Genomic DNA, 25,476 nt, shown 5'->3' on the forward strand with positions numbered 1-25,476 from the left:
TCAACGTGAGGTTTGAGACGGCCCGCTCCGACAGCGGGCCTTTTTTTCAACGCCTTCTTGATTCGGGGGCTGCATGTTTTTTCTGGACAGTCTTTGGGCCGCGCTCAGGCTGCTGCTCGAGTTCGATGCCGAACTCCTGCATATCGTCGGCGTGTCCCTGAACGTGAGTTTCTGGTCCACGGCGGCCGCGTGCATTCTTGGAGTCCCTGCGGGATTTCTGATCGGGGTCGGGCGTTTTCGCGCCAAACAGGCCGTCATCACCTTTTTCAACACCATGCTGGCCCTGCCCACCGTGGTCATCGGCCTTTTGGTCTATTCCCTGCTTTCGCGGCGCGGCGTTCTGGGCTCCCTTGGCTGGCTGTACACGCAAAAGGCCATGATCTTCGGTCAGATCATCCTCATTACTCCCATTGTCATTGCCTTCACCATTGCCGCCGTGGGCCGCATCGATGACCGCTATCGCCGTACGGCCCTGACGCTGGGCGCTTCACCATGGCAGGTCGCGCTGGTGATCCTGCGCGAGGCGCGTTTCAGCATCATGGCCGCCATTGTGGCCGCCTTTGGCCGGGTCATTTCGGAGATAGGCATCTCCATGATGCTCGGCGGCAACGCCAAGGGTTTCACCCGGACCATGACCACGGCCATGGCCCTGGAATACGACAAGGGCGAATTCGTCCTCGCCCTGGGGCTGGGCATTGTGCTGCTGGCCATCAGCCTGGCCGTGAACGTACTGATGGGCTACGCACAGGGGAGGACCCAGCGATGAGTCTTTTCGAACTGCACGATGTGCGCGTTGTCTACGACGGCCGGGTAGTGCTCGATCTGCCGGGGCTGTGTATCAAGGAGGGCGAGGCCTATTCCCTGCAAGGGCCCAACGGTGCCGGAAAGTCGACCCTGCTCGGCATCCTTTCCTTCTTGAATGCTCCGCATCAGGGGCAGATCCGCTTCGAGGGCAAGCCCGTGGTCTGGAAAGAAACCGCGCTTCGCTCCCTGCGCCGCAATGTCGGCCTGGTCGAGCAGCATCCGGTCATGTTCAGCCGAAGCGTACGCGAAAATGTGGGCTACGGGCTCGCCATCCGGGGAGTGGAGAAGGGCCGACGCGAACATCTGGTCCACGAGGCCCTGGACCTTGTGGGCCTTGCCCATCTGGCCGACAGCCATGCTCCGCGCCTGTCCGGGGGAGAAACGCAGCGCGTGGCCATTGCCCGCGCCCTGGCTAGTCGTCCCAAGGTTCTGCTTCTGGACGAGCCCACAGCCAGCGTCGACACGCAGAACCGGGTCATCATCGAGCAGATCGTGGCCGATCTGCGCGACCGGGGCGACACCACCATCGTGCTCTGCACTCACAATCGATCCCAGGCCGCGGCTCTGTGCCCCGAGGTCATTTATCTGGAGGACGGCCGCCTTGCCGCCCGTCCCCTGAGCAACTCCTACGCCGGACAGTTCGCGGATGAAAACGGCCAGACCTGGTGTCGAATCGCCGCGGGCTTTCGCGTGCCGGTTCCACAGTGCGGACCGGGCCGGGCTCGGGTGGTCATTGAGCCGGGCGCGGTGCGTCTGGGAGTGGCCAGGGAGCCAGGGCCGAACCGTGGGATATTGACCCGGATCCGGCTTGAAGGCGACATGGTCAGCCTGAGCGTTGATTTGGGCAGGCCGCTGCATGTGCAGATGGCATTGAAGGAATTTTGGGGGGCAGGTCTTGAGATCGGGGCCTTGGTACGTGTCGACATACCGTCTTCCGCCGTGGAGTGTTTTTTGGACTGCCCGGGCCGGATGTCCGAGACCGCATGAACACGAGTCAGGAAGAAAGGGACGGGAACACGGCGCATTCGGAGTCTCAAGAAAAAGCCCTCGAAGCGCAATGGCGGGAACTGTGCCGCCGCTGCAACGAACTGCGCCGGGATCCCCGGAGCTGGTGGGCGCGGATCGTCGGGGATGCCGAGACGGTTCCGCGTGTGGATGAAACCGGGATCACCGTGCGTCTGCGCGGCAACGTCTTTGCGGAAGTATGCCTTCACGGCCCGGCGTTGCAGTGTCGCATTGCGCCGGAGCATCTGCTTCTGTCGCATCCCGGGACGAGGGCCGTGCTTGGCGATACCGACGCCGTGCCTCGTCAAAGGCAGGTCGAGTGCCTGGCCGATCTCGCCCGGTTCCATGACCGCGTGCGGCGCCGGGTCTGCCGGCATGAAGATCGGCGGGCGGCCATCCTCGACCGGCTCTTTCTGAGACATTCCTGCGTCCTGGCCGTGGACGCCGCCTTGCCTTCGGGACGGGCCGACCTGGTCGTTCTCTCTCCCAGGGGCACGGCCGTTTTTTTTCTGCTTCGCCGTTACCAGGACGGTGATCTGCGTCTTGCGGGGCGAGGCGGAATCGTCTGGCGCATGCACGAGCTCGGTCGCCTCCTCGCTGACAAACCGGTCATGGACTCCTGGTTTCATGATTTCCTTGAACGTTCCCGAGCACTTGAAACGCCGCACTTGAAACGGTATCGTTTCGCCGGGAATCCCGTCATCCATCCCCGTGTCCGTCTGCTGATCGTCGATTTCGATCATGCCCAGCGTCTTGGCGGATTGCCGTCCTTGCGCGCCGATCTCGAAGTCGGACTTGACCACACCGCCGCCCGGGGTGATATTCACTGCATTGGCGACGCCGGAAACATTTCGTACACTACCTTGTTTTCCGGCATTTGATTGGCCCACTTTTTTGCGGAGGGAAATATGTCCGATCTGCATTTGTGGCACCGCACCGAACTCGGCAAGCTCAAACAGGACATGGAGGAGCTTTTCGATTCCTTTGTGCGCGATTTCTGCAGTCCCATGGACCTGCGGCTGCTGCGTCACGAGCCGGATGTGCGCGTGCTCAACGAAAAGGATGCCGTCATCGTCTCGGCGCATGTTCCAGGCCTTGATCCGCAATCCATCAAGGTTTCGATCACCGGCCATCAATTGTCCCTGGCCGGAGAAAAGATCGAGGAGGTCCGGGACGGGCGGGGGCTGAGCATTTCCCATCAGGGATTTTCAAGCTCGGTGCGCCTGCCCGCGCCAGTGCAGACGGATCAGGTCCGCGCCAGTTATTCGGGTGGCGTGCTGCGCGTTGTCTTGCCCAAATGCAAGGACTGCACGCCCGTACAGGTGAGTACGGAAGAACACGAGCGAGGTAGGAATGAGTGAATCCTTACGATTGACGCCTGATGAGCTGCGGTGGACCCTCGACACCTCCACCCTGCCTTTTGCCACGACGGACGAGCTCGAACCCCTGGATGAAATTTTGGGGCAGGATCGGGGCGTGGACGCGCTCAGGTTCGGCATCGGTATCAAGCGCCCGGGCTACAACATCCTGGTCACCGGAGCTCCGCGCACCGGACGCATGGATGCGGTGAAGAAGGTTCTCGCCAAGGTCGTGCAGGACGGGGAAATCCCCGGCGATCTCTGCTATCTGAATAACTTCAAGGACCCCGAGGCGCCCATTCTGGTGCGTCTGGGCCCGGGCTTTGGGGCGAGACTGAAGAAAAACATGCAGCAGCTGGTCGAGGAGCTCAAAAAAGAGGTGCCCAAGCTCTTCGAGAGTTCGGAATATCTGGCGCGCAAGAACGAGATCAACGAGGTTTACGAGAAAAAGACCGCCAGTTTCTTCATGAACCTCGAAAAGCAGGTCAAGGAGGCTGGCTTTGCGCTGGTCACCTTTCAGGGCCGGCAGGGGCAGCAGCCGGAGGTCATGCCCATCGTCGACGGCGAGCCCACCCCGATCCTGAAGCTTGAACAGATGGTTGAAAAGGGGCGTTTTCCCAGGGAAGAATTCGACCGCATCAAGGCCAAGCATGTCGAGATCAAGACCGAGATAGATTCCATTTTTCTGCAGATCCGCGTTTTGCAGAAGGAAATCCAGGAGAAGAACCGGCAGGCCGACAAGCTCATGTTCTCAAACCTTGCAGGCGACCTCATCGCGCCGCTCAAAGCCGAATTCGCCTGCGCCGAGCTTGATGCCTATTTCCGGCACATGATCGACGACATGGTCGACAACATCGCCATCTTCTTCAACCAGGAACGCCCGCCGCACATGCCCGTGGGTGACCCTTTCGAGCAGTATTCGGTCAACGTGCTGGTCGACAACGGCGAGCAGCAGGGCCCGCCGGTCATCATCGAGGAGTATCCCACCTACCGCAATCTTTTCGGCAGCATCGAACGCATCGTGGATCGCAGCGGAGTCTGGCGCACGGACTTTTCCCGCATCAAGGCCGGCTCCTTCGTGCGCGCCAACGGCGGATATCTGGTTCTGAACCTGCTTGATGCCATCATGGAACCGGGCGTGTGGCAGTCTCTCAAGCGGGCGCTCAAAAGCCGCAAGATGGAGATTCAGACCTACGACCCTTTCTATCTGTTCACCACCTCATCCATGAAGCCCGAGCCCATCGAGATGGACATCAAGGTCATAGTTCTGGCCGACACTTATCTGTACCATCTGCTGCAGCATCATGACGACGATGTACCCAAGATTTTCAAGGTTCGGGCGGATTTCGACTCCACCATGGACAAGACCGGCGAGTCCGTGCTCCGCTTTGCACGCTTCATCCACACCCAGTCCGGGGAGCATGGCCTGCGGGCCTTCGACCGCTCCGCCGTAGCCGCTTTGGTGGAAGAGGCCGTGCGCATGGGCGGGCGACAGGAAAAGATGGCCGCAACCTTTCCGAAGCTGACCGACCTGCTCATGGAAGCCGATTATTTCGCCGGGCAGGACGGCCGCGAGACGGTGCTTCGCGACGACGTTGTCCGGGCCATCGAGGCCCGCATTCATCGGTCGAGCCTCATCGAGGAAAAAATCCAGGACATGATTGACCGCGGCTCGATCATGATCGATACCGACGGGGCCAAGGTCGGGCAAATCAACGGCCTGGCCGTGTACAACATGGGTGACGTGATGTTCGGGAAACCCAGCCGCATCACCGCCGCCACGTCCATGGGCAAGGCTGGAATCATCAACATAGAGCGGGAAGCCGATCTTTCGGGAAGCACCCACAACAAGGGCGTGCTCATCCTTGGCGGATACCTGCGCAAGATGTTCGCCCAGGACAAACCCCTGGCCGTCAGCGCATCCGTTGCCTTCGAGCAGAGCTATTCCGGCGTGGACGGCGACAGCGCCTCCTCCACCGAGATGTACGCGCTGCTCTCCAGTCTTTCGGGGGTGCCAATCAAGCAGGGCATCGCCGTGACCGGTTCCGTGAATCAGAACGGCGAGGTGCAGGCCATAGGTGGCGTCAATCACAAGATCGAGGGGTTTTTCGCCTGTTGCAAGGCCAAGGGGCTGACCGGAACGCAAGGCGTGATCATTCCAAAGGCCAATATCCCGGATCTCATGCTCAAGGCGGAAGTGGTCGAGGCCGTGCGCCAGGATCGCTTCAACATCTGGTCCGTGGCCAATATCGAGGAAGGCATCGGACTTTTGACCGGCAAAAAGGCCGGCACACGCAGAAAGGATGGCTCCTATCCCAAGGGCAGCATTTACGCCCTTGCGGACCAGCGGCTTAAAGAACTGGCCGAGGGCATGGCAAAATTCGGCAAGCAGGAAGATAAACAGGAACAGGCCTGACCAGGGGGCAACCTTGGGGCCAACCTTGAAGGAGAATGTCTTGGAAAACGAAATGTATGATCTGGTTATTGTCGGCGGTGGCCCGGCCGGGCTCTCCGCGGGAATCTACGCCATGCGCGCGGCTTTGCACACGGTTCTGATAGAAAAAGGCATGCCGGGCGGCCAGATCGCCCTGACCAAGGATGTGGAAAACTATCCTGGCATTGAAGAGGTCGGCGGTTTTGAGTTGTGCGAGAAATTCCTGAACCACGCCAAGCGGTACGATCTGGAAATTCGGGAAAACGAAGTCGCCCGGGTCGAGCCGGGGGTGGATTACCATGAGGTGGTCCTGAGCGACGGCACGCGCCTGCACGCGCACTCGGTCATTCTTGCTCCAGGCGGATCGGCCCGCAAGCTGGGCGTGCCTGGCGAGATGGAGCAGTACGGAAAGGGTGTGTCCTATTGCGCCACCTGCGACGGGTTCTTCTTTCGCGGCAAGATCGTTGTCGTGGTTGGCGGCGGAGACACGGCCCTTGAAGACGCCCTCTACCTGTCCAAGATTTGCGCCAAGGTCTATCTGGTGCATCGCCGTGACGAATTTCGCGGCAGCCGGATCCTGCAGCAGCGCGTTTTCGCCGAGCCGCGTATCACCCTGGTGCTTGATTCCGTGCTGGACGACATCGCGGCCGATGATCAGGGCGTGACCGGAGTGACCGTCAAGAACGTTAAGACCGAGGAGACCCATAAGATCGCCACCGACGGCGTGTTCATCTTTGTGGGCTTTATGCCCAACAACGCCCTTGTCCCTGCGGGCGTCAAGATGAACGCTGCCGGTTACGTCGTAACCGACGAGAAATGCGAAACCAGCCTGCCCGGCATCTTCGCCGTGGGCGACCTGCGCCAGAAGTACGCCAACCAGATCGTCCTGGCCGCGGCCGACGGCTGCGTGGCTGCGCTGGCCGCCGCTCACTATGTGGAAGCGCGGAAAGCCCAGGCTGCACGCAAATAGCGGTACGGACAAGGCACGCTTAACGGCGCGGGCTTCGGCTTTGCGCCGTTTTTTTTGGCTAGCCGCTCCTTGCGGGATTTTATGGCGACGCAGGCAGGCGTTTGTGAGGACGACAGTGTTTGCCCATGTGGTGGCGGTTGCAAGAATCGGGAACGAAAGTCTGGAAGGCAGTGGGCCTGATCCTGGCGGACATGTGACACGGCCAACAAAAAACCCCTTGAGAATTCAAGGGGTTTTGTCGCCGTATGGGCGGGAAATTCGTGGCTCCCCGGGACAGATTTGAACTGCCGACACGGTGGTTAACAGCCACCTGCTCTGCCAGCTGAGCTACCGGGGAACAAGAGCCAGAAAGCGCTTTTATGGAAAGGGAGGCGGACTGTCAACCATGTAGTTTTCCACTTCATTTCCAACAGGTTTCGTATCTAGAATGGTCGGGGATGGAACAATTCCCGGCGCTCCTGAGGATACAGCTTGCCATACGCGGGCAGGGTGAGGTGCGCTTTTCCGGGGGTGAGTTCCATGATGCGGACCAGCGTCGTGTCCACGGGCAGCCTGTCCAGAACCCGAACCCTGTACTCCGGCGCCGGAGTGAGGCCTGCCGCGCGGATTTTTTCAAAATACTGTCCGTATTCCGGATCGGTCGAATCAGAACTCAGTCCATAGGCGGCTTCGCGGTAGGGGTAGCCCTCGATGTCCTTCTTGTTCCCGCCAAGGTAACGGAAAATGTCGACCTGGCTGGTCTTGATCACCCGGGACAGGATCAGGATCGCGGGAGGCTCCTGCCCTTCACGCACAAAGATGAGGGACCTGACCTCATCCACCGGGGTCAGGATGGAATCCTGGATTTCGCCGCGTACGAAGACCTTCGCCTCGTCAAGATATCTCCACTCCGGTTCCAGGGGGATGGGTTCGTCCCGCCACAGGAAAATCGTCTCGGCTCCGGGCTGGTAGCGTTCGTTGAACGGAGTGTGCGAGCAGGCCAAGATCAGGGTCAGTACGGCCGACATCGCTGCGTATATGAAAATTTTGCGGGATGAGAGAATGTTCATGGCTCCTCCAGGAAAGAAATCAGGGAAAGCGGTTTTTTTCAAAAGTACACGCCAAGGCCCGGCGTGATCCATTCGCACGATTCCTCAAGACTGGGCTGATGGAGGCCCGCCGTGGCCGGATCCGCTCCGGGATGCTCGGCGAAGGTGTCCGCTGTCGGTCTTGCGGGATGGCGTTCCAGAAATACGGCAAAATCCACGGAGATGCGTATCTCCCGGTGCTGGAACTCCGGGTTGGCCAGGGGGCGCACAAAGGCGGCCGCGTAGGTCGGGCTGCCTGCACGGTTCATTCGGAGCAGCCTTTCGTCCTCCGGAGCCTGCGGGTTCGAGCCGGTCTCCGCTGTAGCCACGGCCGTCTGAGGGGTGCGAATGAAGCCGTTCTCGGTCAGCAATTCGCCGTTTTCAAGCAGGCGCACGCCAAATCGCCTGCGGCTTGCCGCAGCCTGAAAACGGTATTTGTAGACAAAAGAGCAGTAATTCACGGCCAGTTCCAGCTTGTGCGCGGCCGCATGGGCCACGAGCCCGAGGGCGCAGAGTTCCGACTCCAGCACCGTGACCTTGGGGCCATGAATGTACGTATAATCATGTTCAAGCAAATGTCTGGCATTGTGGGGAGTGAGGCGCAGCTGGTGCAGGTTCAGATGCGAAACTCCGATCGCCGACAGTTCGGGCAGCAATGCTTCAAGGAGTCCGGCTTCTTCCGGAACGGCGGGAATTTCCACCGTGACCGTGCCCACGATGCCTGCTGCCTGACGCACGAATTTGAGGTCATAGTCCGTGGCTCCGATGTCGAAACGGATCTCGTTCAGCCCGGCGGCCGCAAGTCTGGCGAGTTTCTCTTCCGTGACCAGCATGCCGTTGGTGTAGAGCCAGATGTGCAGCGCCGGGTCGCAGGTGCGGCGCAAGCTCTGCACGAAGGCGAGACTCTTGTCGAAGTCCAGAAAGGGTTCGCCGCCACTGACGCTCGCTCCTCCAAATCCGAAAAAGCGGACATAGTCGGCGTAGTCCTGGGCGCGATGAAACGGCACGCTCCCGGACATGGGCGGATCATCCATGTTTTGGGGCGTCGGGCAGTAGAAGCACCGCCCGTTGCATCGCCCGCTGATGAACAGGCAGGACCATGCCATTCCCGAGCACTGCAGGCATCCCGGCGACAACGCGCCGTGATGGATCTTGGTCCCAAGGCATGACACGCTGACGCCCGGCGCTTGCAGGAGCTGAATCCGCTCCTGATTCGCCAGCCTGGCGCGTTCCTCGGTGATCCAATTGATGTAATTGAAGATGGGGCCGTATTCACGGGCGTTCATCTCGATAAAGTGGTCTCTCGTCCGTTCATCGTTCATGGAATCAATGTCTCCTGGTTAAGACGATGCGACCTTGGACGGGTCAATCGACCCGCAGAATGGTGGCGTAACTGCCGAAAACTGCCCAGACAGAGTCCCTTTCCTGCAACTCAAGACGGCGCAGGCTGTCAGTGGTCGTGATCACGCACAGCTCCGTGTCCGGGCCGATGCGCAGCACGTACTCGGTGTTGACCCTGCCGCGCTTGATGCGGGTGATGACGCCGGGGATGCGATTTTCAGCGGTGCAGAGGGGCTCTTTTTCGGTCTTGTACAGGGTCACCCAGGGCGCCTTGACCTCCACCGTGGCCAGCCGTCCGGTCTTGAGCCCCAGACGGTGCAGGCTGTCCAGGGTGATGACCGAAGAGATGATCTGGCCGTCAAGGGTGGTGAGTTCCACCTCGGCCTGGATGTCGGCGGGACGGATGCCCGTGATTTTACCGAAAAATGAATTGCGCGCGCTGGTCTTGCGATGGCTTTCCCGTTGCAGGAAGGAAGAGGTGATGGCGCGGATCTCGTCTTCGGAAAAGGACACGAAGGCGGAGGTCAGGTTGGGCGTGGAGTGTCCGAGATACATTTGTACGGCGGGCAGGGGCATGTTGGACTGCATCAGCTCCACCCCCCTGGATTTGCGGATCATTTCCGGACTGCCAAGGGTTTTTGGAAAGCCGCAGGCCAGGGCCCGTTCATAGAATTTGCGCCTAACAAAGGCCGGGTCAACGCCGAGCGCTTGCCCGGCCGTGTTGCGAAAGGCGTCATCGGCAAACATGTCGCGGATTTCCAGGGCCAGGGGGTGCGCCAGAGGCACGGATCTGACCTGCTCCGGAATGGACTTGCCGAAAGTCACGATCAGGCGGTCATGGTCGATGTCCGCCAGGGGGTTAAGGTCCAGGACCTCGTGCAGTTTGGCTCCGGTGTGGCGGATGAGCAGAAAGATGAGCAGGATGCGCTTGCGGGATATGGTCACGTCCGCGCGTTTGGAATCTTTGGCCCAGGTCCGGAATTCGCGTTCCAGGTGTTCAAGCTGCAGGGAGTCGAGGCAGGGCTGGCCTTCCTCGACGATTCTGCCATGGTCGGCGTGTCCGGAGGAGGGGCGGGGGGCTGGAGTGTGCGAGGCTTTCATGATCTCCATCATGAACCGATGGGTGGCTTGAAGGCAAGCGTCTATTTTGGGTATTGCGCTGTGTTGTTTTTGCGGAACTACTCCGCGCCATCCCCTCGGCAATGCCACGTTAGCCTTTTGGCATAACGATGCGTCTGCTCCCGGTAGGTTCATGCGTCATCCCTCCGGTATGGCGACGTGTCATCCCCGCGAAGGCGGGGATCCAGGTTTTGTGTGTGGTTGGTTTTTCTGCTGGCCTGAGTGGCGGAGCGGGTTGGTCCGGTCAGGCCGCCTCGAAACTCCCTCGCGGGCCTCGTACGGCTGAATCGTTGCGTGCAGGGCGAATGAGGGTGGCGGAGCGGCCAGCAACGATTCCGCCAACGATGTCTGGCTCGGTCAGACAGTCGAGGCAACCTGCCCGGACCAACCCGCCCCACCACGGCACTGCGTGATATTGTCGGTATTGTGCTGAGGCGTGGGCGTGGAAAGCTGTGCGCGATCTCTTGGGTATTACCGAGGTGTCATCCCCGCGAAGGCGGGGATCCAGGCTTTGTGTGGAGGAGATGCTCGGTTTTTTCGTCTGGCCTGAGTGGCGGAGCGGGTTGGTCCGGTCAGGCCGCCTCGAAACTCCCTCGCGGGCCTCGTACGGCTGAATCGTTGCGTGCAGGACGAACGAGGGTGGCGGAGCGGCCAGCAACGATTCCGCCAACGATGCCTGGCTCGGTCAGACAGTCGAGGCAACTTGCCCGGACCAACCCGCCCCACCACGGCACTGCGTGATATTGTCGGTATTGTGCTGATGCGTGGGAGTGGAAAGCTGTGCGCGATCTCTGGCATTAGCGACGTGTCATCCCCGCGAAGGCGGGGATCCAGGCTTCATAGGGGAAGGCGTGCTTTTTTTGGGAGGCGAAATAGGAGGGCGTTTTATTGCGATTCGGCATAAAAAAAGGCCCTTCGAGTGAAGGGCCCTGAAAAGTCTGGCTCCCCGGGACAGATTTGAACTGCCGACACGGTGGTTAACAGCCACCTGCTCTGCCAGCTGAGCTACCGGGGAATGCGCGTGAGGAGCCTCTTTAGGCAAAGAGGGCTGCTCTGTCAACAGGTTTGAGCGGCGGCTCGAATTTTTGTCTGGTTCGCCTCTTCGGTTTTGCCTTGCTGTTCCAGGGCCGTGATCAGCACTTCCCAGAAGGCGGGGACGTCGGCTTTGAGGTGCACGCTCTGCCGGGCCAGGGACTCGGCGATTTCCGGATCGTCGCCGCGCTCCAGATAGATCGTGGCCAGAAGATGGAACGAGTGGGCGTCCTGGGGATTGGCGGTGATGGCCTGGTGCAGGTATTCGCGGGCCGTGTCGCGGTCGTCGCGGCGGAAAGCCAGCCTGGCCAGGTAGCGGTAGGCCAGATTGTGCGTGGAGGCGAGGTGCTCTCCGTCGGACATGGCCCGGACCTGCTCGTAGAGGTTCCAGGCGCGCTCGAAGTTCCCTTCCTCCTCCGCCATGAGGCCGAGCCGGATCATGGCGTAGACATGGTCGGGCTGGATTGTAAGCACCTGCTCGAAGGCCTGCCGGGCGGCCACGGGATCTCCATCCTTGAGACAGGCGCAGCCGAAATTGTAGAGCGGCATGATGTGGTCTGGATGGAGGGCGATGAGGTCTTGAAAGATGGTTCTGGCCGTGGCGTATTTGTTCAGCCTTGCATAGCAGACTCCAAGGGAGTTTCGGGCCAGCAGGTTGCCTTCGTCGACGGTCAGGGCTTTCTTGTACTCGGCGATGGCGTCGTAGGTTTCGCCCTGGGCGAAAAGGCGGTCGGCGCTGATGTTCAGCGAGACCGAGTCGAAGCAGGCGATTCTCTCCTCGTGCAGGAATTCGGCGTGGTCCAGGGCCTTGCGCGCATTCTCCAGGATGTCGGAGCGTGTGTAGTCCAGAAAGGGGAAGGCCGCGATGCCGACGGATTTCTCCAGTCCGGCGAAGCGTTCGTCTTCAAGCAGTTCGCGTACGATGCGTAGGCATTCTTCCTGGTCCAGCCCCGGCACATGATAGATGATGCAGTTCACGCTGAACCGTCCGCCAAGGGCTTCCGGACCGAACAGGGTTTCGACCCGTCCGGCGAGGGTCTGGAAGAACTGTTCTTCCTTCATCTTGTCCATGGGCGTGCGTTCCGCATGGGGAGTTTCGAGGCGCATGAGCACCATGCAGAAACTCTTTGCCTGGCCGCGGACGGATTGCCAGGCCTGCAGAAAATCCCGGTAGGGATAGAGGCCGGTGAGAGGGTCTTTTTGCGGGGTGCGGTCGCCGGGCTGGACTTCGCGCTGCTCCATGCGTCCGGCGTGGTCGTCGAGCAGGGTCAGCTTGTCGCCTTTCTCCACGGTCCAGTTCGGATCGCTCTGCACCAGCACTTCGGCGATGGACATCTCGTCCTGCACCTCGACCAGCGAGACCTCGGCCTTGTACATGGGCGGGTAGTGGCCGAAAATCGCATCGCCCTGCGTTCCGACAATGGTCTCGCTGCCGTTGAACCTGCGGGACCAGATCAGGAAGCGTTGCCCTTCGTGGGCGTCCATGCTCCGCCCGAGGTTTATGATCAGGCGGTTCATGGGCATCACGTCAAGGACCACGCCGCCCTGGGTGAGGATCTGCCGGAAGGAATAGATCTGGGAGCGGCCGCCGGCCTTGGCGGTGCTCAGGGCTTTTTCGGCCTTTTCCAGAACCAGCCAGGCCTGCTCCTCGGGAGCTTTTTGGAACTGCGCACCCTGAAGATCCTGCGGATAGTTGACGTATCCGATGCTGGCCGAAACGCCGACATCCTCGCGCAGGGGCGTGAAGCGCGCCGTGACCCGGGCCAGTTCGGCGCCGAGGCTCAACGCCAGTTCGCTCATCCTGGCGCGGGAGGCCTGCGGCCAGAGCACGCCGAAGGAGTCTCCGTCCAGGCGGCAGACCAGGGTCTGTTTGGGGCAGACGGCCCGCAGACGCTCCGCCGCCAGAACCAGGATCCTGTCTCCGAAATTGTGTCCGAAATTGTCGTTGATCTGGCGGAAGCGGTCCAGGTCCAGGATGATGAGGCCGAAACAGGCGCTGTGTCCCTGCAGGGAGTCGTCGGCCATGGCTTCTGGGCCGGGCATGATGGCGCCGACGATGCCGGAAATTTCCCGGATCAGGGCCTGATGCATGCAGTGGCGGTTGAAAAGGCCGGTCAGGGGGTCGGTGATGGCCGATTTGCGAATCTTGATCTGCTCCAGGCACAGGGAAGCCATGTGCGGCAGAAATGGCAATGCCCGGGCCGTTTCCTCGGGGTTTACGCCCCTGGCTTCAAAGACCGCGAGCAGCCTGTCCGAATGCGTCAGAGGCAGCGAGAGGCGATCATTCTCCAGCGCCGCGCGCCCGAAGGGATGCAGCGGATCCGCTTCCATGTCTTCTGGGGTTTTGGCCGGAAACATGAGGCTGTAGGAGGAAAAGGGGATGATGGCCCTCAGGGCCGTCTTGAGCAGGGGCTCGTATTCTATGATGTCCTGTCTGCGCAGCGTGCCTGTCTCGATGGAAGTGGCCGTGTTCATAATTGACCCCGGTTGTTTTTGAAGCCATTGCCTCATGCCGGAATCCTTGTCCAGAAAGCAGAATTGTGTTTTGGACCGAAGCTGGCTACATCTTGGGTTCAAATGTTTCTAAGGGAGGAATTGATGCTCAAAGTTACCGTCATGCCGCTTGGCCCGCTGGATACAAACTGCTACGTCGTGCACTCGGACCGTGAGGCCGTGGTCATCGACCCGGGAGGGGAGGCGCAGGAAATCCTGTCTTTTCTCGCTTCCGAAAAAGTGAGCCTGGCCGCGATTCTGAACACGCACCTGCATTTTGATCACATCCAGGGCAACGCGGACCTGGTCGCGGCCACGGGACTCCCGGTCATGGCCAGCGCCAAGGACGGATTTCTCCTTGAAACGGAGCTGGGCGGCGGCGGAATGATGGGCTTCCCGCGCACTCCGTCCTTTTCATTCACGCCGCTGGAGGAGGGCGAATTGCCCCTGCTCGGCACGACCTGCCGGGTGCTGGCCACCCCGGGGCATAGCCCGGGCAGTCTGTCCTTTTATTTTGAGGAGCTGGGCGCGGTTTTTGTCGGTGATCTGCTTTTTTACCGCTCCGTCGGACGGACCGATTTTCCCGGAAGCTCGGAGCGGGAACTGATCCGCTCCGTGCGCGCCAATATCTTCACCCTGCCCGAGGAGACCGTGGTGTATCCCGGTCACGGGCCCGAAACCACGGTCGGGCAGGAAAAACTCAACAATCCGTTTTTTACCGAATTCACCCGTTAGGAGTGGCCATGATCCCCGAAGGCGAACACGATTTCCGGGACAAGTGCTGACACGTGGGAGTGGATGCCAGTTGGCAGCTGCGTTTCAGCCGGACGGACAGGCAGGTTTTTTGGGTCAAGCCGAGCGTGGTGCCCCAGCTTGAGAACGCCCTTTATGTGGAAACCGATTGGACCCTCAGCCTGAGCGAAGTCGGCGAATTCGTACGGGCGGAGTTCGTTCGCAAGCCTCGCCCATGACTGAACCTCTGATCATGTCCATGAGCCCCCGGGCGGGCGGGAACAGCGATCATGCCGCCGCTCTTTTCGCACGCAGTCTGGTCCGTCCGTCCCGGCCCGTTTTTCTGCGCGATCACCGGATGGAGCCCTGCACCGGATGTGGATGCTGCGCTGAGGACGGCCAGTGCAGGATTGGCGCGGACGGGGCGGAGGAACTTTTTTCGCGGCTTGACCACGCCTCCGGACTGGTCCTGACCGCGCCGGTCTATTTTTATCACCTGCCAAGTCAGGCCAAGGCCTGGATCGACCGTTCCCAGTCCAGATACATGGCCAGGCAAAGCGGTCTGCGTGCGCCTGGCGCCGAGCGTCTGGCCTACGTCGTGCTGGTAGCGGGGCGGACTCGGGGCGAAAATCTTTTCACGGGAATCATGCCGACCTTGCGTTATTTCTTGCAGATTTTTGATTATCGCATCGAAAAGGCCCTCTTTCTGCGCGGTCTGGATGGCGCCGACGACTTTTCCCGGGACCGCGCGGCCGAGAACGCCGTGCGCGACCTGGCCGGGTGCAGCGGATGGTAGGGGCGGGACTGGCGCGCGGTCTGGCCGCCGTGCTGCATGTGGCCGGTCGCCGCTGCCAATTTTGCGCGGCGGTGCTCGAACATGCAGGCGACTTTCCTCTGTGCCCAGCCTGCCGGGCGCTCCTTGCCCCGCGTGTCGGGGGCTACTGTCCCGACTGCGGAATCTGCTACGCGGACTCCTCAGCATCCGCATATTCATGCCTCGCCTGCCGTCTGGGCAAGCCGCCGTGGTCGGGAGTGGCTTTTCATGGGCCCTACTCCGGAGCCCTGCGCGATCTCATCCATCAATACAAGTTCAGTCACGATCACGGCCTGGGGCTGCTGCTGCGCGACCTGATCCGTCAAGCCTGGGACAGGCACCGTCTGCCCCGTCCCGACTGCGTCGTGCCCGTGCCCATGCTGCCCGCAAGGGTGCTTGACCGGGGCTTCAACCAGAGCGCCGAGCTGGCGCGCATGCTCGGCAAGGTCATCGGCATCGCTCCCCTTCTTCGCGGTCTGTGCAAGATCCGGGATACCAGGGCCCAGTCGAGCCTGGGCCGGGCCGAGAGGCATCGCAACGTCGCGGGCGCGTTCGAGGCGTCCATGGACCTGTCCGGCCGGCATGTTCTGCTCGTCGATGACGTCATGACCACGGGCGCGACCCTGACCGCCTGCGCCAAAGCCTGCCTTGCCGCCAAAGCGCGGCGGGTGGACATTTTTTTTCTGGGCAGGGCGGTATGAAGAACCTTTCCTTCAGGAATTTCGGGCATCCGAATCAGCGGCGGGTTCTGGGGCTGCTGGCGCTCATGTTGCTCGGGATCATCTTGCTGGGGATCAAGGAAGCCTATCGCTACCGGGTCATTTGGGAACATCAGTTGCTGATGAAGGCCGAACAGGCCCATCTGGATCTGGTCCAGACTTTTCGCGTCGAAATGAGCGCGGCCCGTCTGGGTTTTGACCGTCTGCCTCACGTCTCGGACCTGCCTGGTCTTTTCACGCTTGAATCCGCGATCGACCGGGCGCTCATGCGCTCGCGGGGAGCCTTGGTCGTGATGCACCAAGGCGGCCGGCTCGGCGGGGACGATCCGGACGGACAGGTCGCGGATCAGGGAATACATCTGGCCCGGCCCATGCCCCCGGAACTTTTGAGCGAAGCCTCGAAGCTCGTCCCCGTGGTACGGGAAATTTCGGATCACGGGCATTTCATGGTCCGCAACCTCCTGCATGCCCTGGATGGGGCGGAAGCGGAGGAGGCGGACACCGACATGGCGCCCATCCACGAACAGGCCGAGGCCTTGTTCGATCAGGCGGAGACGACGGCCGACATTCTTCAGCGCGACATCAGGGCCCGGATCGCCTTGGCCATCGACAACCATAAGGCCAATGCCGACAGGCTTCTGGTCATGACCTGTGGGTTGGTCATCGTCCTGCTGACGGGCATGGTCGCGCTGTGCCTACGCATCATGTTCTCCTTTGCGGACATGCTTAGATCCCGGGAAAAAGACGGCGCGGCCGTGGTGGAAGCCAACGCGGGCATGGAAAGGATTCTGGAGGCTCTTCCGGTGGGCATTGCCATTCTGGGCCAGGATCGGATCATCCGCCGGGTCAACCTTGCCGCGACCAACCTCCTCGATATAGAGCCTGGCTGGTTTTTCGAGCGCCGCGTCCCGTGGGACATGTTTTATGAAAAACCGCAAGGCAGTGATCCCGAACGGCAGCCCCGAGTCGAGTTCGAGCACGAGGTGCGCATGCGCGCCCTGGAGGGGCGGACTCTGGACGTGATCAAGAGTTCCATTCCGGTCATCCTGCAGGGCGAGACCCTTATTCTTGAAGTTTTCATGGACGTGACCCAGCGCAAGCAGGCCGAGCGCGAACTTCTGCAGGAAAAATCGCGCCTTGAGTCGCTTCTCTCGGGGATAAACGAGGGTGTCGCACTGACCGACGAGCAAGGAGGCGTGCTTGAGGTCAACGACAGCCTGTGTCGCATTCTGGGCATTGAAGCCGCCAGCCTTCTGGGGCGGAACGTCCGGGATCTCTTTCCTGACGGGATTCTCGGGACGCAAATGGCGCAGGGCTTACGCGCCCTGCAGGAAGATCCTCGGACCCGCCTGCGGGAAATCCAGCTGGAATCCTTCCGGGACATGGCCCTGGTGGTGCGCATGCAGCCTGTCCTTGGCGCGGAGGCTTTTGGCGGCATGATCGTCAGCGTCATCGAGGTTACCGAAATTGTCGATGCCCGGCGCAGGGCAGAAGCCGCTTCCCAGGCGAAAAGCATGTTTCTGGCCAACATGAGCCATGAAATCCGCACGCCCATGAATTCCATTCTCGGTCACGGGGAATTGCTTGCCAGGACACGGCTCGACCCCGAGCAGACGGACTGCGTGCAGGGAATCCGCGTCTGCGCCGAGAGTCTCCTGGTCATCATCAACGACATTCTTGATTTTTCCAAGATAGAGGCCGGAATGCTGCGCATCGTGTCCGAGGATGTCGAGCTGGGCGAGTTGCTTGCGCGTGTGCGGACCATGTTCAGCGATCAGGCGCAGAAAAAGGGGCTTGACCTGCGTCTGGTCACTTCCGGATTGCCACGGGTCGTGAGCACTGATTCCGGGCGACTGACGCAGATTCTGGTCAATCTGGTCGGCAACGCCATCAAGTTCACGGAACAGGGCGGTGTGGAGCTTTCCGTTCGCGGGAAGATTGGCGCGGGAGGAAAGGCCTCGCTTGGTTTTTCCGTGCGCGACACCGGGATCGGCATTTCTCCGGACCGGCAACAGGGCATATTCATTTCCTTTGAACAGGCGGATGGCTCCCTGACCCGCGAGTACGGCGGAACGGGCCTGGGCCTGACCATCGCCAACAGCCTGGTGCGCCTGCTGGGCGGTAGCGGCATCTCGGTGCAAAGCCGGGTCGGGCAGGGCAGCACTTTCGCATTCACTCTGGACATGAACGTGTCCGCAGCCGCTCCTGCGCGGCAGCTTGCAGCCATTGACTCCGATGAACGTTCCTTCGGACACGTCCGGGTCCTGGCGGCGGAGGACAATCCGTTCAACCGAAGTTTGCTGATGAAGATGCTGAGCAGTCTGAACGTGAAGGATGTCCAGCTGGTCGAGAACGGGCGTGAAGCGGTGGAGGTTCTGGGGGCAGGGCAAGTTTTCGACATAGTGCTCATGGACATCCAGATGCCGGTCATGGACGGCCTTGAGGCCACCAGGAAAATCAGGGCCATGGGGCTGAGCGTGCCGATCATCGCCCTGACTGCCCACGCCCTGGAGTCGGACCAGCTCAAGAGCCTGGAGGCGGGCATGAACGGGCACCTCTCCAAGCCCTACTGCTTGCAGGATCTGGTCGAGACACTGGGAACCTGGTGTTCTTGAATTTTTTGTTGACGCTCATCAGGTTTCGTTTTATTTGCATCCTCCCTCTCGACAGCTGTCCTGCTCCGGACGGCTTTATAGCGTTATGAAAGTCTTGACGGGGCGTCTCGGAAGAGGTAGCCACGTCGTTCAATATTTTGGAGGACGCAAGATGTTTGCAATCGTGGAAACGGGCGGAAAGCAGTTTCGTGTGGAAGAAGGCCGCAGTCTGAAGGTAGCCAAGCTTGACGTGCAGGCCGGTTCAGAGCTCACTCTGGACAAGATCCTGCTTGTCGGAACAGGCGCCGATGTCAAGATCGGCCAGCCTTTCGTCGACGGCGCAGCCGTACAGTGCGAAGTGGTTGAGCATGGTCGTGACAAGAAGATCATCATTTTCAAAAAGAAACGCCGCAAGGATTATCGTAGAACCCAGGGTCACCGTCAGGATTATACAACCCTGAAAGTGAAATCCATTCAGGCCTAGTGTCGGGAGGAAATAATGGCTCATAAAAAAGCAGGTGGTAGTTCACGCAACGGGCGCGACAGTGCCGGTCAGCGACTTGGCGTGAAAAAGTTCGGTGGCCAGACGGTTTTGGCGGGCAACATTCTTGTGCGTCAGCATGGCACCAAGGTTCATCCCGGCGTTAACGTTGGCGTGGGCAAGGATTTCACTCTTTTCGCTCTGATCGACGGAGTCGTGAAGTTTGAGAAGTATACCCGCAAGAACAAGGTCAAGACCAGGGTCAATATCGTTCCTGCTGTCTAGGCTTTGTCCAGCACAAGCCTTTTTCAAGCCGCTTCAAGAGAGTGCTCTTGGGCGGCTTTTTTTGCTGTCCGGCGGTCTTGCGCCCCGGACTTGGAGAGAACATGAGATTTGTAGATGAGGCCAAGATCATCATCCGTTCCGGAAGCGGTGGTCAGGGCAGTGTTTCGTTCCGCCGGGAAAAATATGTGCCTCGGGGTGGTCCCGACGGAGGGGACGGGGGCAAGGGCGGCGACGTGATCATGCGCGCCAACAACAACCTGTTGACCCTTTACGATTATCGCCACGCTTCCTTCCAGGAAGCCGAAAGCGGGCGGCCCGGTGGCGGGCGGCTGTGCTACGGTCGCGCCGGCGAAGACAAGATCGTCGAGGTGCCCGTGGGTACCCAGGTTTTCGAGGAAGTGGACGGCCAGGAGCGGCTGATCGCCGACTTCACCAAGGACGGCCAGGAGATCGTCGTGGCCGAAGGCGGGCGTGGCGGCAAGGGCAATGCGCATTTCAAGTCGTCCGTCATGCAGGTGCCACGTTTTGCGCAGCCTGGAGAACCGGGCGTGGAAAAATACATTCGCCTCGAACTCAAGGTATTTGCCGATGTCGGCCTCCTGGGGTTGCCCAACGCGGGCAAGTCCACCCTCATTTCCCGCATCTCCGCGGCCCGGCCGAAAATCGCGGCTTACCCCTTCACCACGCTGGCACCCAACTTGGGAGTGGTCATCGACGAGCATGAGCGCAAGCTTGTCGTGGCTGACATTCCCGGCCTCATCGAAGGCGCCCATACGGGGCAGGGTCTGGGGCACACCTTTTTGCGCCACGTGGAGCGGTCCCGTTTTCTGGTTCATATCCTGAGCATCGAAGACGTGAACGTGGAAGATCCATTGTCCGGGTTCCACATACTTGACGACGAGCTGCGCATGTTCGATCCGGCGCTTGGCGAGAAGCCCCAGATTCGTGTCATCAACAAGATCGACCTGGTTGACGAGGCGCGTTTGGCCGAGGTGCGGGCAGCTTTTGACCAGCTTGGGCTCAAAGTGTACTTCATGTCGGCGTTGGACGAAACCGGAGTGGACGTGGTGCTGGATGCCATGTGGAATCTGCATCTGCAGACCGTCAAGGATGAAACCGAACATGGAACTATCGACTGATTGGCGCGAGCAGCGCCGCCGGATTCTGGAGAAGGCCAAACGGGTCATCATCAAGATTGGCAGCGCCGTGTTGACCACGGAAAAGGGTCTTGACCCGCGCGTGGTCAACCGTTTGGCCGATCAGATCGCGGGGCTTCATGACCGGGGGCTTGAAATAGTCCTTGTGACCTCTGGCGCCGTGGCCGCGGGCCGCTGCGTGCTTGGCGCGGACAAGGCCGCCGGGTGCATGGTCCACAAGCAGGCCGCCTCGGCCGTGGGCCAGAGCCGCCTCATGCACAGCTATGACGAAGCTTTTGCCCATTATGAGAAGATCACCGCCCAGGTCCTCCTGACCAAGGACGATCTGCGCAGCCGGGAGCGATTCCTGAACGCCCGCAACACCATGTGCCGATTGCTTGACTGGAAGGTCATCCCCATCGTCAATGAGAATGACACGGTGGCCGTGCAGGAACTCAAATTCGGCGACAACGACGCCCTTTCGTCCATGGTCGCCAACCTGGTCGGGGCCGATGTGATCATCAACCTGACCTCCGCCGATGGAGTCTTCGACGACAATCCGCTGGAAAATCCCGCCGCCCGCTTTGTGCCGATCATCGAAAACATTTCCGAGCTCAATCTGCAGTCCATGTGCCGGGGCAAGACCGGGGCCGGGACCGGTGGGATGCTGAGCAAGCTCATGGCCGCTCGCCGCGCCGCCACCATCGGCGTCCCGACGCTTATTGTTTCGGGTCGGCAGAAGCACGTGCTGGAGCGGGTGTTCGATCTGGAAGACCTGGGCACCTGGATCGCGCCGACGCAGAAGATGCTCTCGGGCCGCAAGTTTTGGCTGGCCTACCATCTGGACCCGGCCGGAACCATCGTGGTTGACGACGGGGCCGCGCGGGCGCTGACGGGCAAGGGCAAGAGCCTTCTGGCCGCAGGCATAGCCGGGGTGGAAGGCAACTTCGGCATGGGCGCCCTGGTCAGAATAGTGGGGCTCGATGGCGGCGCAGTGGGTGTGGGCCTCACGAACTTCAAGGCCGTGGAGTTGCGCAAGATCCAGGGCCTGAGCAGTTCCGAAATCGAAAAGATCCTGGGGCCCTGTCCGCATCAGGAGGTTGTGCACCGCGATAACATGGTGCTCGACAGTTCGCTCTGAAGAAAAAGACGAAGCGCCGCCGCGCTCCGGGAGAGAAGGCTTCTGCATGTTGCATGCACGAAGCCTTTTTTTGCGCGCGTCGGGCTCCCTGCGCTCCGTGCCAGTCGGTGCCGGTCCGTGTCAGTCCCTCTGTTCAGGTCCTGCGGGACAGTTTTGAGCAGGGCGGCTCAGGATCTGAAAAGATGGAACACGAATAGGCGACCGCTACCAATGGTTACGGTGACCCGGTTTTCCACAAAGACGTTGCTCATGCCCCAACTTGTGCCGAAGGTGAGTGTGGCGTCATGGAGCGGGTATTCAAGCCCCGTCAGGCTGACCCCGCGCGCCTCGGGCGTGGCGGGGAGCAGGGACAGGGTGTCGCCAACGGCGCCATCCAGGGTCAGGGTCTGGTCCGTCAGGTGAATGCATTGCTCCTGGTCCATGATGCAGGCCGGAATTCCGCCCGGCAGGCAGCGGGCCAGAAGAAAGAGATTGCCCAGGGTATGGTCGAGCCTGCCTCCGGTCCCGCCCAGTATCGAGATGCGCTTGGCGCCTCTCTCCAGAGCCAGTTCCAGGGCCAGTTCGAGATCCGTGGCGTCTTTTTTGGGAGGATGGAGATGCATCTCCACACCCTCGCTGCGATACTGCGCGAGCAGGTCGTCCGGGATGGAGTCCATGTCCCCGACGGCCAGATGCGGGAGCACGTCCATGGTGCGCAAATGCCTGCTGCCGCCATCGACTCCGATCAGCCTCTCGGCGGAAGAGATGAATCGGCGGATTGCGGGTGAGAGAGCGAGCGGCCCGTTGGCCATGAGAACCCAGTGCATTGTGCCTCCACGATCGAAAAGTGGCGTTCTTGCTGTTTCGGGCGCGTCCCGATAGGAAGCCCCTAGTTAATCATGCGTGCCGAACAAGGCAAGGCGCCGGATGGGCTGCCTTGGCGCGTTTTGGCGCCTTCTCTGTTCCGACAACTGGAAAGGAGCGATCCATGTTCGATTCCTCTGTCTACGCGGCCCGCCGTGCGGCGCTGGCCCGACTCGTAAGAAGCGGCTGCATTCTGCTGCCCGGAAATGATTTCATCGGCATGAACTATCGCGCCAACACGTTTCCCTTTCATCAGGATGGCTCTTTCCTATATTTCACGGGGCTTGATAGGCCTGGGCATTGCCTGTGGCTGGACTGCGAGAGCGGCGAGGAGATCCTTTTTGGTCCCGAGCCTGGCATTGAACACACCATCTGGAGCGGAGCGGCTCCTTCTCTTGCGGAGCTGGCGGATCTTTCCGGCATCGCCGTGAGCAAGGCCACGGAGAAACTGGCGCATACCGTCAGGCAGGCAAAAGGCCAGGGGCGCAGCATTCATTACTCCCCAACCTATCAAGGCGAGACGGCCCTGCTCTTGTCCGGCGTCCTGGGCATCCCGCCCTTGGAGTTGGAGGCTGGTTTTTCTAGCATCCTTGTGCAGGGCATCGTTGAATTGCGCAGCGTCAAGAGCGCGGCGGAAGTGGCGCAAATTCGTCAGGCCATCACGATTTCCGCTGAACTTTACGACAGCCTCATGCAATCCTGTGTTCCAGGCGCCAGCGAGATGGAACTGTACGGCCGCTCTCAAGGGCTGATTTTTTCGCATGGCAGCCGGGAAGCATTCCCCATGATCCTGTCCCGACGCGGGGAGGTGCTGCACAATCACACTCACGATCAGATTCTGCGCGACGGGGATCTGCTCCTGGTCGATTCCGGGGTGGTTTCGCCCTTGGGGTATGCCTCGGATATTACACGCACCCTGCCTGTTGGCGGGAGTTTTTCCAGCCGGCAAAAGGACATTTACGAGATTGTGCTCGAAGCGCTGGTTGCCGGGACCTTGAACATGGCTCCGGGCGTCCCCTTTGTGGAATGTCACCTTGCTGCGGCAAGGGTCGTGGCCAGGGGCCTGACGGACCTTGGGCTCATGCTGGGCGATCCGCTTGAAGCCGTGGACCGGGGCGCGCACGCACTCTTTTTTCCGCATGGGCTCGGGCACATGCTGGGGCTCGACGTCCATGACATGGAGGCGCTGGGTGAGGATTTCGTGGGGTATGACCATGAGTTCAAGCGTGCGGCCCAGTTTGGACTGTCTGGATTGCGCATGGCCCGCAGACTCAGGTCCGGTTTTGTCATGACCGTGGAACCGGGCATCTATTTCATCCCAGCTCTCATCAGACAATGGCGGGAGCAGCGGCGGCTTGAAGAGTTCATCAATTACAAGGCGCTGGATGCCTATCTGGATTTTGGAGGCATTCGCATAGAAGATGACGTGCTCGTTACCGAAGATGGCAGGGATGTCTTGAGTAAGGACATTCCCAAAAGCGTGGACGATATTTGCAGGCGAATGGGAAAGGCGTCGTGAGAAAGATCAGCCTGCACGGCGGACACAGCGGGCAATACTGCGATCACGCCCGCGACACACTGGCGGATATCGTGGCGGCCTACCATGAAGCCGGCTTTGAGTGTATCGGCCTAACCGAGCACATGCCGCCTTTTGGCGACTCCGGTATGTATCCCGATGAAATCGAATTGGGCCGGACAACGGGTTGGATGGAGGCTCGGTTTGACCTGTACGTGGCCGAAGCCAGATCCCTTGCACGCGCTTACCAGGATCGGATGCGGATTCTGGTGGGCATGGAGACTGAATGGTATCCGGGTTGCGCAATGTGGGTGAGAGAACTGCGCCAGTATCACGCGCTTGATTACGTGGTGGGCTCGGTCCACCACGTTCAGGGTGCTTGTTTTGATTTTTCCAAGGAAGCCTACGACAAGGTAGCCACAATGTGTGGCGGAACCAGCCGGATGTATGCGGCCTATTTCGACGAGCAGTTTGAAATGTTGCGGGAGATCAAGCCGGAGGTTGTGGGGCACTTCGATCTCATCCGGCTCCACGACCCGGACTATTTGCAAACCATTACGGAGCCGGAGGTCTGGAAACGGATCCTGCGCAATCTGGAATGGATTCGAGGTGCCGGCGGCATCCTTGATATCAACGCGCGGGCCCTGCTGAAAGGCCAGCCCGAACCATACGTTTGCGCCCCGATCCTGGACGCTGCGGCAAAACTCGAGATTGGCGCAGCCTACGGAGACGACGCTCACGGGGTGGCGGATGTTGGGTACGGGTTTGGGCAGGTAGAAAAATTGCTTTCAGTGCGAAAGATGATGCAAGGACCGGAGGCTTCAAGCGCCCTGATTTTAGGGAGTCTTTGCGGCTGAGTTCTTCCATGCACGCCAAAGAAGCCTGCTGGAATAGGCCAGGCCGCTGCCGACCATGACGTAGAGGCCGGTCTTTATTCCCGCTTCGATGGGTAGGACGCTCAAGGTCCGTCCGAATATGATCATGACCGCGATAAGCAACCAGTTCCGAACGGAAAAAAGCCCACCCAGGCAAGCCCGTGTGGGCTTTGCGCCAATATGAAGAATGATCTTGGCCGCGACCCGGTCCAAGATGAATCTGCCTTTTACCATCCCGAGCAGCAACCCGATCAAAATCACGGGTGCTACAATAGCCAAAGACCCTTCCCGAGAAAGATACACTCCTTTGACTGTAAGAAAAAAACCAACCGTCGCCCATACAATGGCTGCGGTCAGGAGACGGGTACGGGGATAGGCGCGGGGAGTGAGGCGGTCTAGGAAGCGGGATGGCATGTGAGGGGTGATAGGGAGGGAGCGGGGCAAAGTCAAATCCTGAGCGAAATCACTTGACCTGCCTTCGCAATAACGGACACGTTTGTCTTCCTGGGCGGCTACCTTGATAAACAGCTGGTCATATTCTTTAGGCGTCATATAGCCCATCGACGAATGCCTGCGCCGACGATTGTAAAAACTTTTTTTTAGGAGAGATGCGGCCCATAAATGGCGAGTCGTGATGGGCTCGATGCTTCTGCACCTAACCCGTCAAGCCGCCACACGTTATCGAGACTGTGTTCAACCACTCGAACGTCCATTTCA

22 protein-coding genes and 2 tRNA genes are annotated in these 25,476 nt (G+C 60.3%); 16 read left to right on the plus strand and 8 right to left on the minus strand.

What is annotated here, in order from left to right; all coding sequences use genetic code 11:
• Positions 1-73 precede the first annotated feature (73 nt).
• From BMZ24_RS14130 to trxB, 6 genes are read left to right on the plus strand one after another with little or no spacing between them, the layout of a single operon-like run.
• Positions 74-766 (plus strand): ABC transporter permease, encoded by a 693-nt coding sequence (locus BMZ24_RS14130; protein ID WP_092193349.1) that lies wholly within the window; start codon positions 74-76, stop codon positions 764-766.
• On the plus strand, positions 763-1,791 hold the full coding sequence (locus tag BMZ24_RS14135; RefSeq protein WP_092193351.1) for an energy-coupling factor ABC transporter ATP-binding protein: 1,029 nt from the start codon (positions 763-765) through the stop codon (positions 1,789-1,791). The genes BMZ24_RS14130 and BMZ24_RS14135 overlap by 4 nt, the downstream gene beginning before the upstream one ends.
• Positions 1,788-2,690 carry a hypothetical protein gene (locus BMZ24_RS14140; protein WP_092193353.1) on the plus strand — a complete coding sequence of 301 codons (903 nt, stop codon included), beginning with the start codon at positions 1,788-1,790 and terminating at the stop codon, positions 2,688-2,690. Before BMZ24_RS14135 ends, BMZ24_RS14140 begins: the two co-directional genes overlap by 4 nt.
• Positions 2,691-2,717: 27 nt before the next feature.
• The gene (locus BMZ24_RS14145) at positions 2,718-3,170 is read left to right on the plus strand and encodes an Hsp20/alpha crystallin family protein (protein ID WP_092193355.1); all 453 of its coding nucleotides are present in this window, start codon (positions 2,718-2,720) and stop codon (positions 3,168-3,170) included.
• Positions 3,163-5,583 (plus strand): Lon protease family protein, encoded by a 2,421-nt coding sequence (locus tag BMZ24_RS14150; protein WP_092193357.1) that lies wholly within the window; start codon positions 3,163-3,165, stop codon positions 5,581-5,583. The genes BMZ24_RS14145 and BMZ24_RS14150 overlap by 8 nt, the downstream gene beginning before the upstream one ends.
• 40 nt (positions 5,584-5,623) lie before the next feature.
• Positions 5,624-6,571, plus strand: coding sequence for a thioredoxin-disulfide reductase (trxB, locus tag BMZ24_RS14155; protein ID WP_244150371.1), 948 nt, complete (start codon positions 5,624-5,626; stop codon positions 6,569-6,571).
• Between the two features lie 261 nt (positions 6,572-6,832).
• Here the strand turns inward: trxB and BMZ24_RS14160 are convergent.
• The 6 genes from BMZ24_RS14160 to BMZ24_RS14185 all read right to left on the minus strand — a co-directional run bounded on the left by BMZ24_RS14160 (position 6,833) and on the right by BMZ24_RS14185 (position 13,605).
• Positions 6,833-6,908: transfer RNA gene (locus BMZ24_RS14160), tRNA-Asn, on the minus strand.
• Positions 6,909-6,993: 85 nt separating this feature from the next.
• Complete coding sequence (locus BMZ24_RS14165; RefSeq protein WP_092193362.1) at positions 6,994-7,620, minus strand: hypothetical protein; 627 nt, start codon at positions 7,618-7,620, stop codon at positions 6,994-6,996.
• A gap of 38 nt (positions 7,621-7,658) precedes the next feature.
• A complete protein-coding gene (locus tag BMZ24_RS14170) occupies positions 7,659-8,960 on the minus strand; it encodes a radical SAM protein (protein WP_092193364.1) in 1,302 nt (433 codons plus the stop codon).
• A gap of 43 nt (positions 8,961-9,003) precedes the next feature.
• A complete protein-coding gene (locus tag BMZ24_RS14175; RefSeq protein WP_092193366.1) occupies positions 9,004-10,080 on the minus strand; it encodes a TOBE domain-containing protein in 1,077 nt (358 codons plus the stop codon).
• Positions 10,081-11,037: 957 nt separating this feature from the next.
• A tRNA-Asn gene (locus BMZ24_RS14180) sits at positions 11,038-11,113 on the minus strand.
• A gap of 41 nt (positions 11,114-11,154) precedes the next feature.
• Entirely contained in the window at positions 11,155-13,605 is a 2,451-nt protein-coding gene (locus BMZ24_RS14185) for a diguanylate cyclase domain-containing protein (RefSeq protein ID WP_161949169.1), read from the minus strand.
• 123 nt (positions 13,606-13,728) lie between these two features.
• On the opposite strand from BMZ24_RS14185, the gene BMZ24_RS14190 reads away from it, so the two are divergent.
• From BMZ24_RS14190 to proB, 8 genes are all read left to right on the plus strand, one after another.
• Complete coding sequence (locus tag BMZ24_RS14190) at positions 13,729-14,358, plus strand: MBL fold metallo-hydrolase (RefSeq protein ID WP_092193370.1); 630 nt, start codon at positions 13,729-13,731, stop codon at positions 14,356-14,358.
• A gap of 232 nt (positions 14,359-14,590) precedes the next feature.
• Positions 14,591-15,151, plus strand: coding sequence for a flavodoxin family protein (locus BMZ24_RS14200; protein WP_092193374.1), 561 nt, complete (start codon positions 14,591-14,593; stop codon positions 15,149-15,151).
• Positions 15,145-15,870: a ComF family protein gene (locus tag BMZ24_RS14205; RefSeq protein WP_092193376.1), complete on the plus strand. Its 726-nt coding sequence runs from the start codon at positions 15,145-15,147 to the stop codon at positions 15,868-15,870. The genes BMZ24_RS14200 and BMZ24_RS14205 overlap by 7 nt, the downstream gene beginning before the upstream one ends.
• Positions 15,867-18,503: a hybrid sensor histidine kinase/response regulator gene (locus tag BMZ24_RS14210; protein WP_092193378.1), complete on the plus strand. Its 2,637-nt coding sequence runs from the start codon at positions 15,867-15,869 to the stop codon at positions 18,501-18,503. The genes BMZ24_RS14205 and BMZ24_RS14210 overlap by 4 nt, the downstream gene beginning before the upstream one ends.
• 151 nt (positions 18,504-18,654) lie before the next feature.
• Positions 18,655-18,966, plus strand: a complete 312-nt coding sequence (gene rplU / locus BMZ24_RS14215; protein WP_015775576.1) for a 50S ribosomal protein L21 — start codon at positions 18,655-18,657, stop codon at positions 18,964-18,966.
• A gap of 15 nt (positions 18,967-18,981) precedes the next feature.
• A complete protein-coding gene (rpmA, locus tag BMZ24_RS14220) occupies positions 18,982-19,248 on the plus strand; it encodes a 50S ribosomal protein L27 (RefSeq protein ID WP_015775577.1) in 267 nt (88 codons plus the stop codon).
• Positions 19,249-19,349: 101 nt separating this feature from the next.
• Entirely contained in the window at positions 19,350-20,387 is a 1,038-nt protein-coding gene (gene obgE / locus BMZ24_RS14225; protein WP_092193442.1) for a GTPase ObgE, read from the plus strand.
• Positions 20,371-21,525, plus strand: a complete 1,155-nt coding sequence (gene proB, locus BMZ24_RS14230) for a glutamate 5-kinase (protein WP_092193380.1) — start codon at positions 20,371-20,373, stop codon at positions 21,523-21,525. Before obgE ends, proB begins: the two co-directional genes overlap by 17 nt.
• Positions 21,526-21,692: 167 nt before the next feature.
• Here the strand turns inward: proB and BMZ24_RS14235 are convergent, their stop codons facing one another.
• Positions 21,693-22,331 carry a thiamine diphosphokinase gene (locus BMZ24_RS14235; protein WP_092193382.1) on the minus strand — a complete coding sequence of 213 codons (639 nt, stop codon included), beginning with the start codon at positions 22,329-22,331 and terminating at the stop codon, positions 21,693-21,695.
• A gap of 161 nt (positions 22,332-22,492) precedes the next feature.
• Between BMZ24_RS14235 and BMZ24_RS14240 the strand changes: the two genes are divergently transcribed.
• Together BMZ24_RS14240 and BMZ24_RS14245 are read left to right on the plus strand one after the other, a co-directional pair.
• The gene (locus tag BMZ24_RS14240; RefSeq protein WP_092193384.1) at positions 22,493-23,887 is read left to right on the plus strand and encodes an aminopeptidase P family protein; all 1,395 of its coding nucleotides are present in this window, start codon (positions 22,493-22,495) and stop codon (positions 23,885-23,887) included.
• Positions 23,884-24,741, plus strand: a complete 858-nt coding sequence (locus BMZ24_RS14245; RefSeq protein ID WP_092193444.1) for a histidinol-phosphatase — start codon at positions 23,884-23,886, stop codon at positions 24,739-24,741. The genes BMZ24_RS14240 and BMZ24_RS14245 overlap by 4 nt, the downstream gene beginning before the upstream one ends.
• Here BMZ24_RS14245 and BMZ24_RS14250 read toward each other — a convergent pair.
• A complete protein-coding gene (locus BMZ24_RS14250; protein ID WP_143077922.1) occupies positions 24,721-25,311 on the minus strand; it encodes a hypothetical protein in 591 nt (196 codons plus the stop codon). The genes BMZ24_RS14245 and BMZ24_RS14250 overlap by 21 nt on opposite strands.
• Positions 25,312-25,476 lie beyond the last annotated feature (165 nt).

Source organism: Desulfomicrobium norvegicum (genome assembly GCF_900114595.1).
GTDB lineage: Bacteria > Desulfobacterota > Desulfovibrionia > Desulfovibrionales > Desulfomicrobiaceae > Desulfomicrobium > Desulfomicrobium macestii.

What these genes read in the sequence shown, in the direction of transcription:
- BMZ24_RS14250 (WP_143077922.1), bottom strand. Translation starts at nt 25,311, where the DNA reads ATGACGCCTAAAGAATATGACCAGCTGTTTATCAAGGTAGCCGCCCAG.
- BMZ24_RS14165 (WP_092193362.1), bottom strand. Translation starts at nt 7,620, where the DNA reads ATGAACATTCTCTCATCCCGCAAAATTTTCATATACGCAGCGATGTCG.
- BMZ24_RS14140 (WP_092193353.1), top strand. Translation starts at nt 1,788, where the DNA reads ATGAACACGAGTCAGGAAGAAAGGGACGGGAACACGGCGCATTCGGAG.
- BMZ24_RS14175 (WP_092193366.1), bottom strand. Translation starts at nt 10,080, where the DNA reads ATGAAAGCCTCGCACACTCCAGCCCCCCGCCCCTCCTCCGGACACGCC.
- BMZ24_RS14210 (WP_092193378.1), top strand. Translation starts at nt 15,867, where the DNA reads ATGAAGAACCTTTCCTTCAGGAATTTCGGGCATCCGAATCAGCGGCGG.
- BMZ24_RS14135 (WP_092193351.1), top strand. Translation starts at nt 763, where the DNA reads ATGAGTCTTTTCGAACTGCACGATGTGCGCGTTGTCTACGACGGCCGG.
- BMZ24_RS14200 (WP_092193374.1), top strand. Translation starts at nt 14,591, where the DNA reads ATGACTGAACCTCTGATCATGTCCATGAGCCCCCGGGCGGGCGGGAAC.
- BMZ24_RS14235 (WP_092193382.1), bottom strand. Translation starts at nt 22,331, where the DNA reads ATGCACTGGGTTCTCATGGCCAACGGGCCGCTCGCTCTCTCACCCGCA.
- BMZ24_RS14170 (WP_092193364.1), bottom strand. Translation starts at nt 8,960, where the DNA reads ATGAACGATGAACGGACGAGAGACCACTTTATCGAGATGAACGCCCGT.
- BMZ24_RS14150 (WP_092193357.1), top strand. Translation starts at nt 3,163, where the DNA reads ATGAGTGAATCCTTACGATTGACGCCTGATGAGCTGCGGTGGACCCTC.
- BMZ24_RS14145 (WP_092193355.1), top strand. Translation starts at nt 2,718, where the DNA reads ATGTCCGATCTGCATTTGTGGCACCGCACCGAACTCGGCAAGCTCAAA.
- BMZ24_RS14190 (WP_092193370.1), top strand. Translation starts at nt 13,729, where the DNA reads ATGCTCAAAGTTACCGTCATGCCGCTTGGCCCGCTGGATACAAACTGC.
- BMZ24_RS14130 (WP_092193349.1), top strand. Translation starts at nt 74, where the DNA reads ATGTTTTTTCTGGACAGTCTTTGGGCCGCGCTCAGGCTGCTGCTCGAG.
- BMZ24_RS14205 (WP_092193376.1), top strand. Translation starts at nt 15,145, where the DNA reads ATGGTAGGGGCGGGACTGGCGCGCGGTCTGGCCGCCGTGCTGCATGTG.
- rpmA (WP_015775577.1), top strand. Translation starts at nt 18,982, where the DNA reads ATGGCTCATAAAAAAGCAGGTGGTAGTTCACGCAACGGGCGCGACAGT.
- obgE (WP_092193442.1), top strand. Translation starts at nt 19,350, where the DNA reads ATGAGATTTGTAGATGAGGCCAAGATCATCATCCGTTCCGGAAGCGGT.
- BMZ24_RS14240 (WP_092193384.1), top strand. Translation starts at nt 22,493, where the DNA reads ATGTTCGATTCCTCTGTCTACGCGGCCCGCCGTGCGGCGCTGGCCCGA.
- BMZ24_RS14185 (WP_161949169.1), bottom strand. Translation starts at nt 13,605, where the DNA reads ATGAACACGGCCACTTCCATCGAGACAGGCACGCTGCGCAGACAGGAC.
- rplU (WP_015775576.1), top strand. Translation starts at nt 18,655, where the DNA reads ATGTTTGCAATCGTGGAAACGGGCGGAAAGCAGTTTCGTGTGGAAGAA.
- proB (WP_092193380.1), top strand. Translation starts at nt 20,371, where the DNA reads ATGGAACTATCGACTGATTGGCGCGAGCAGCGCCGCCGGATTCTGGAG.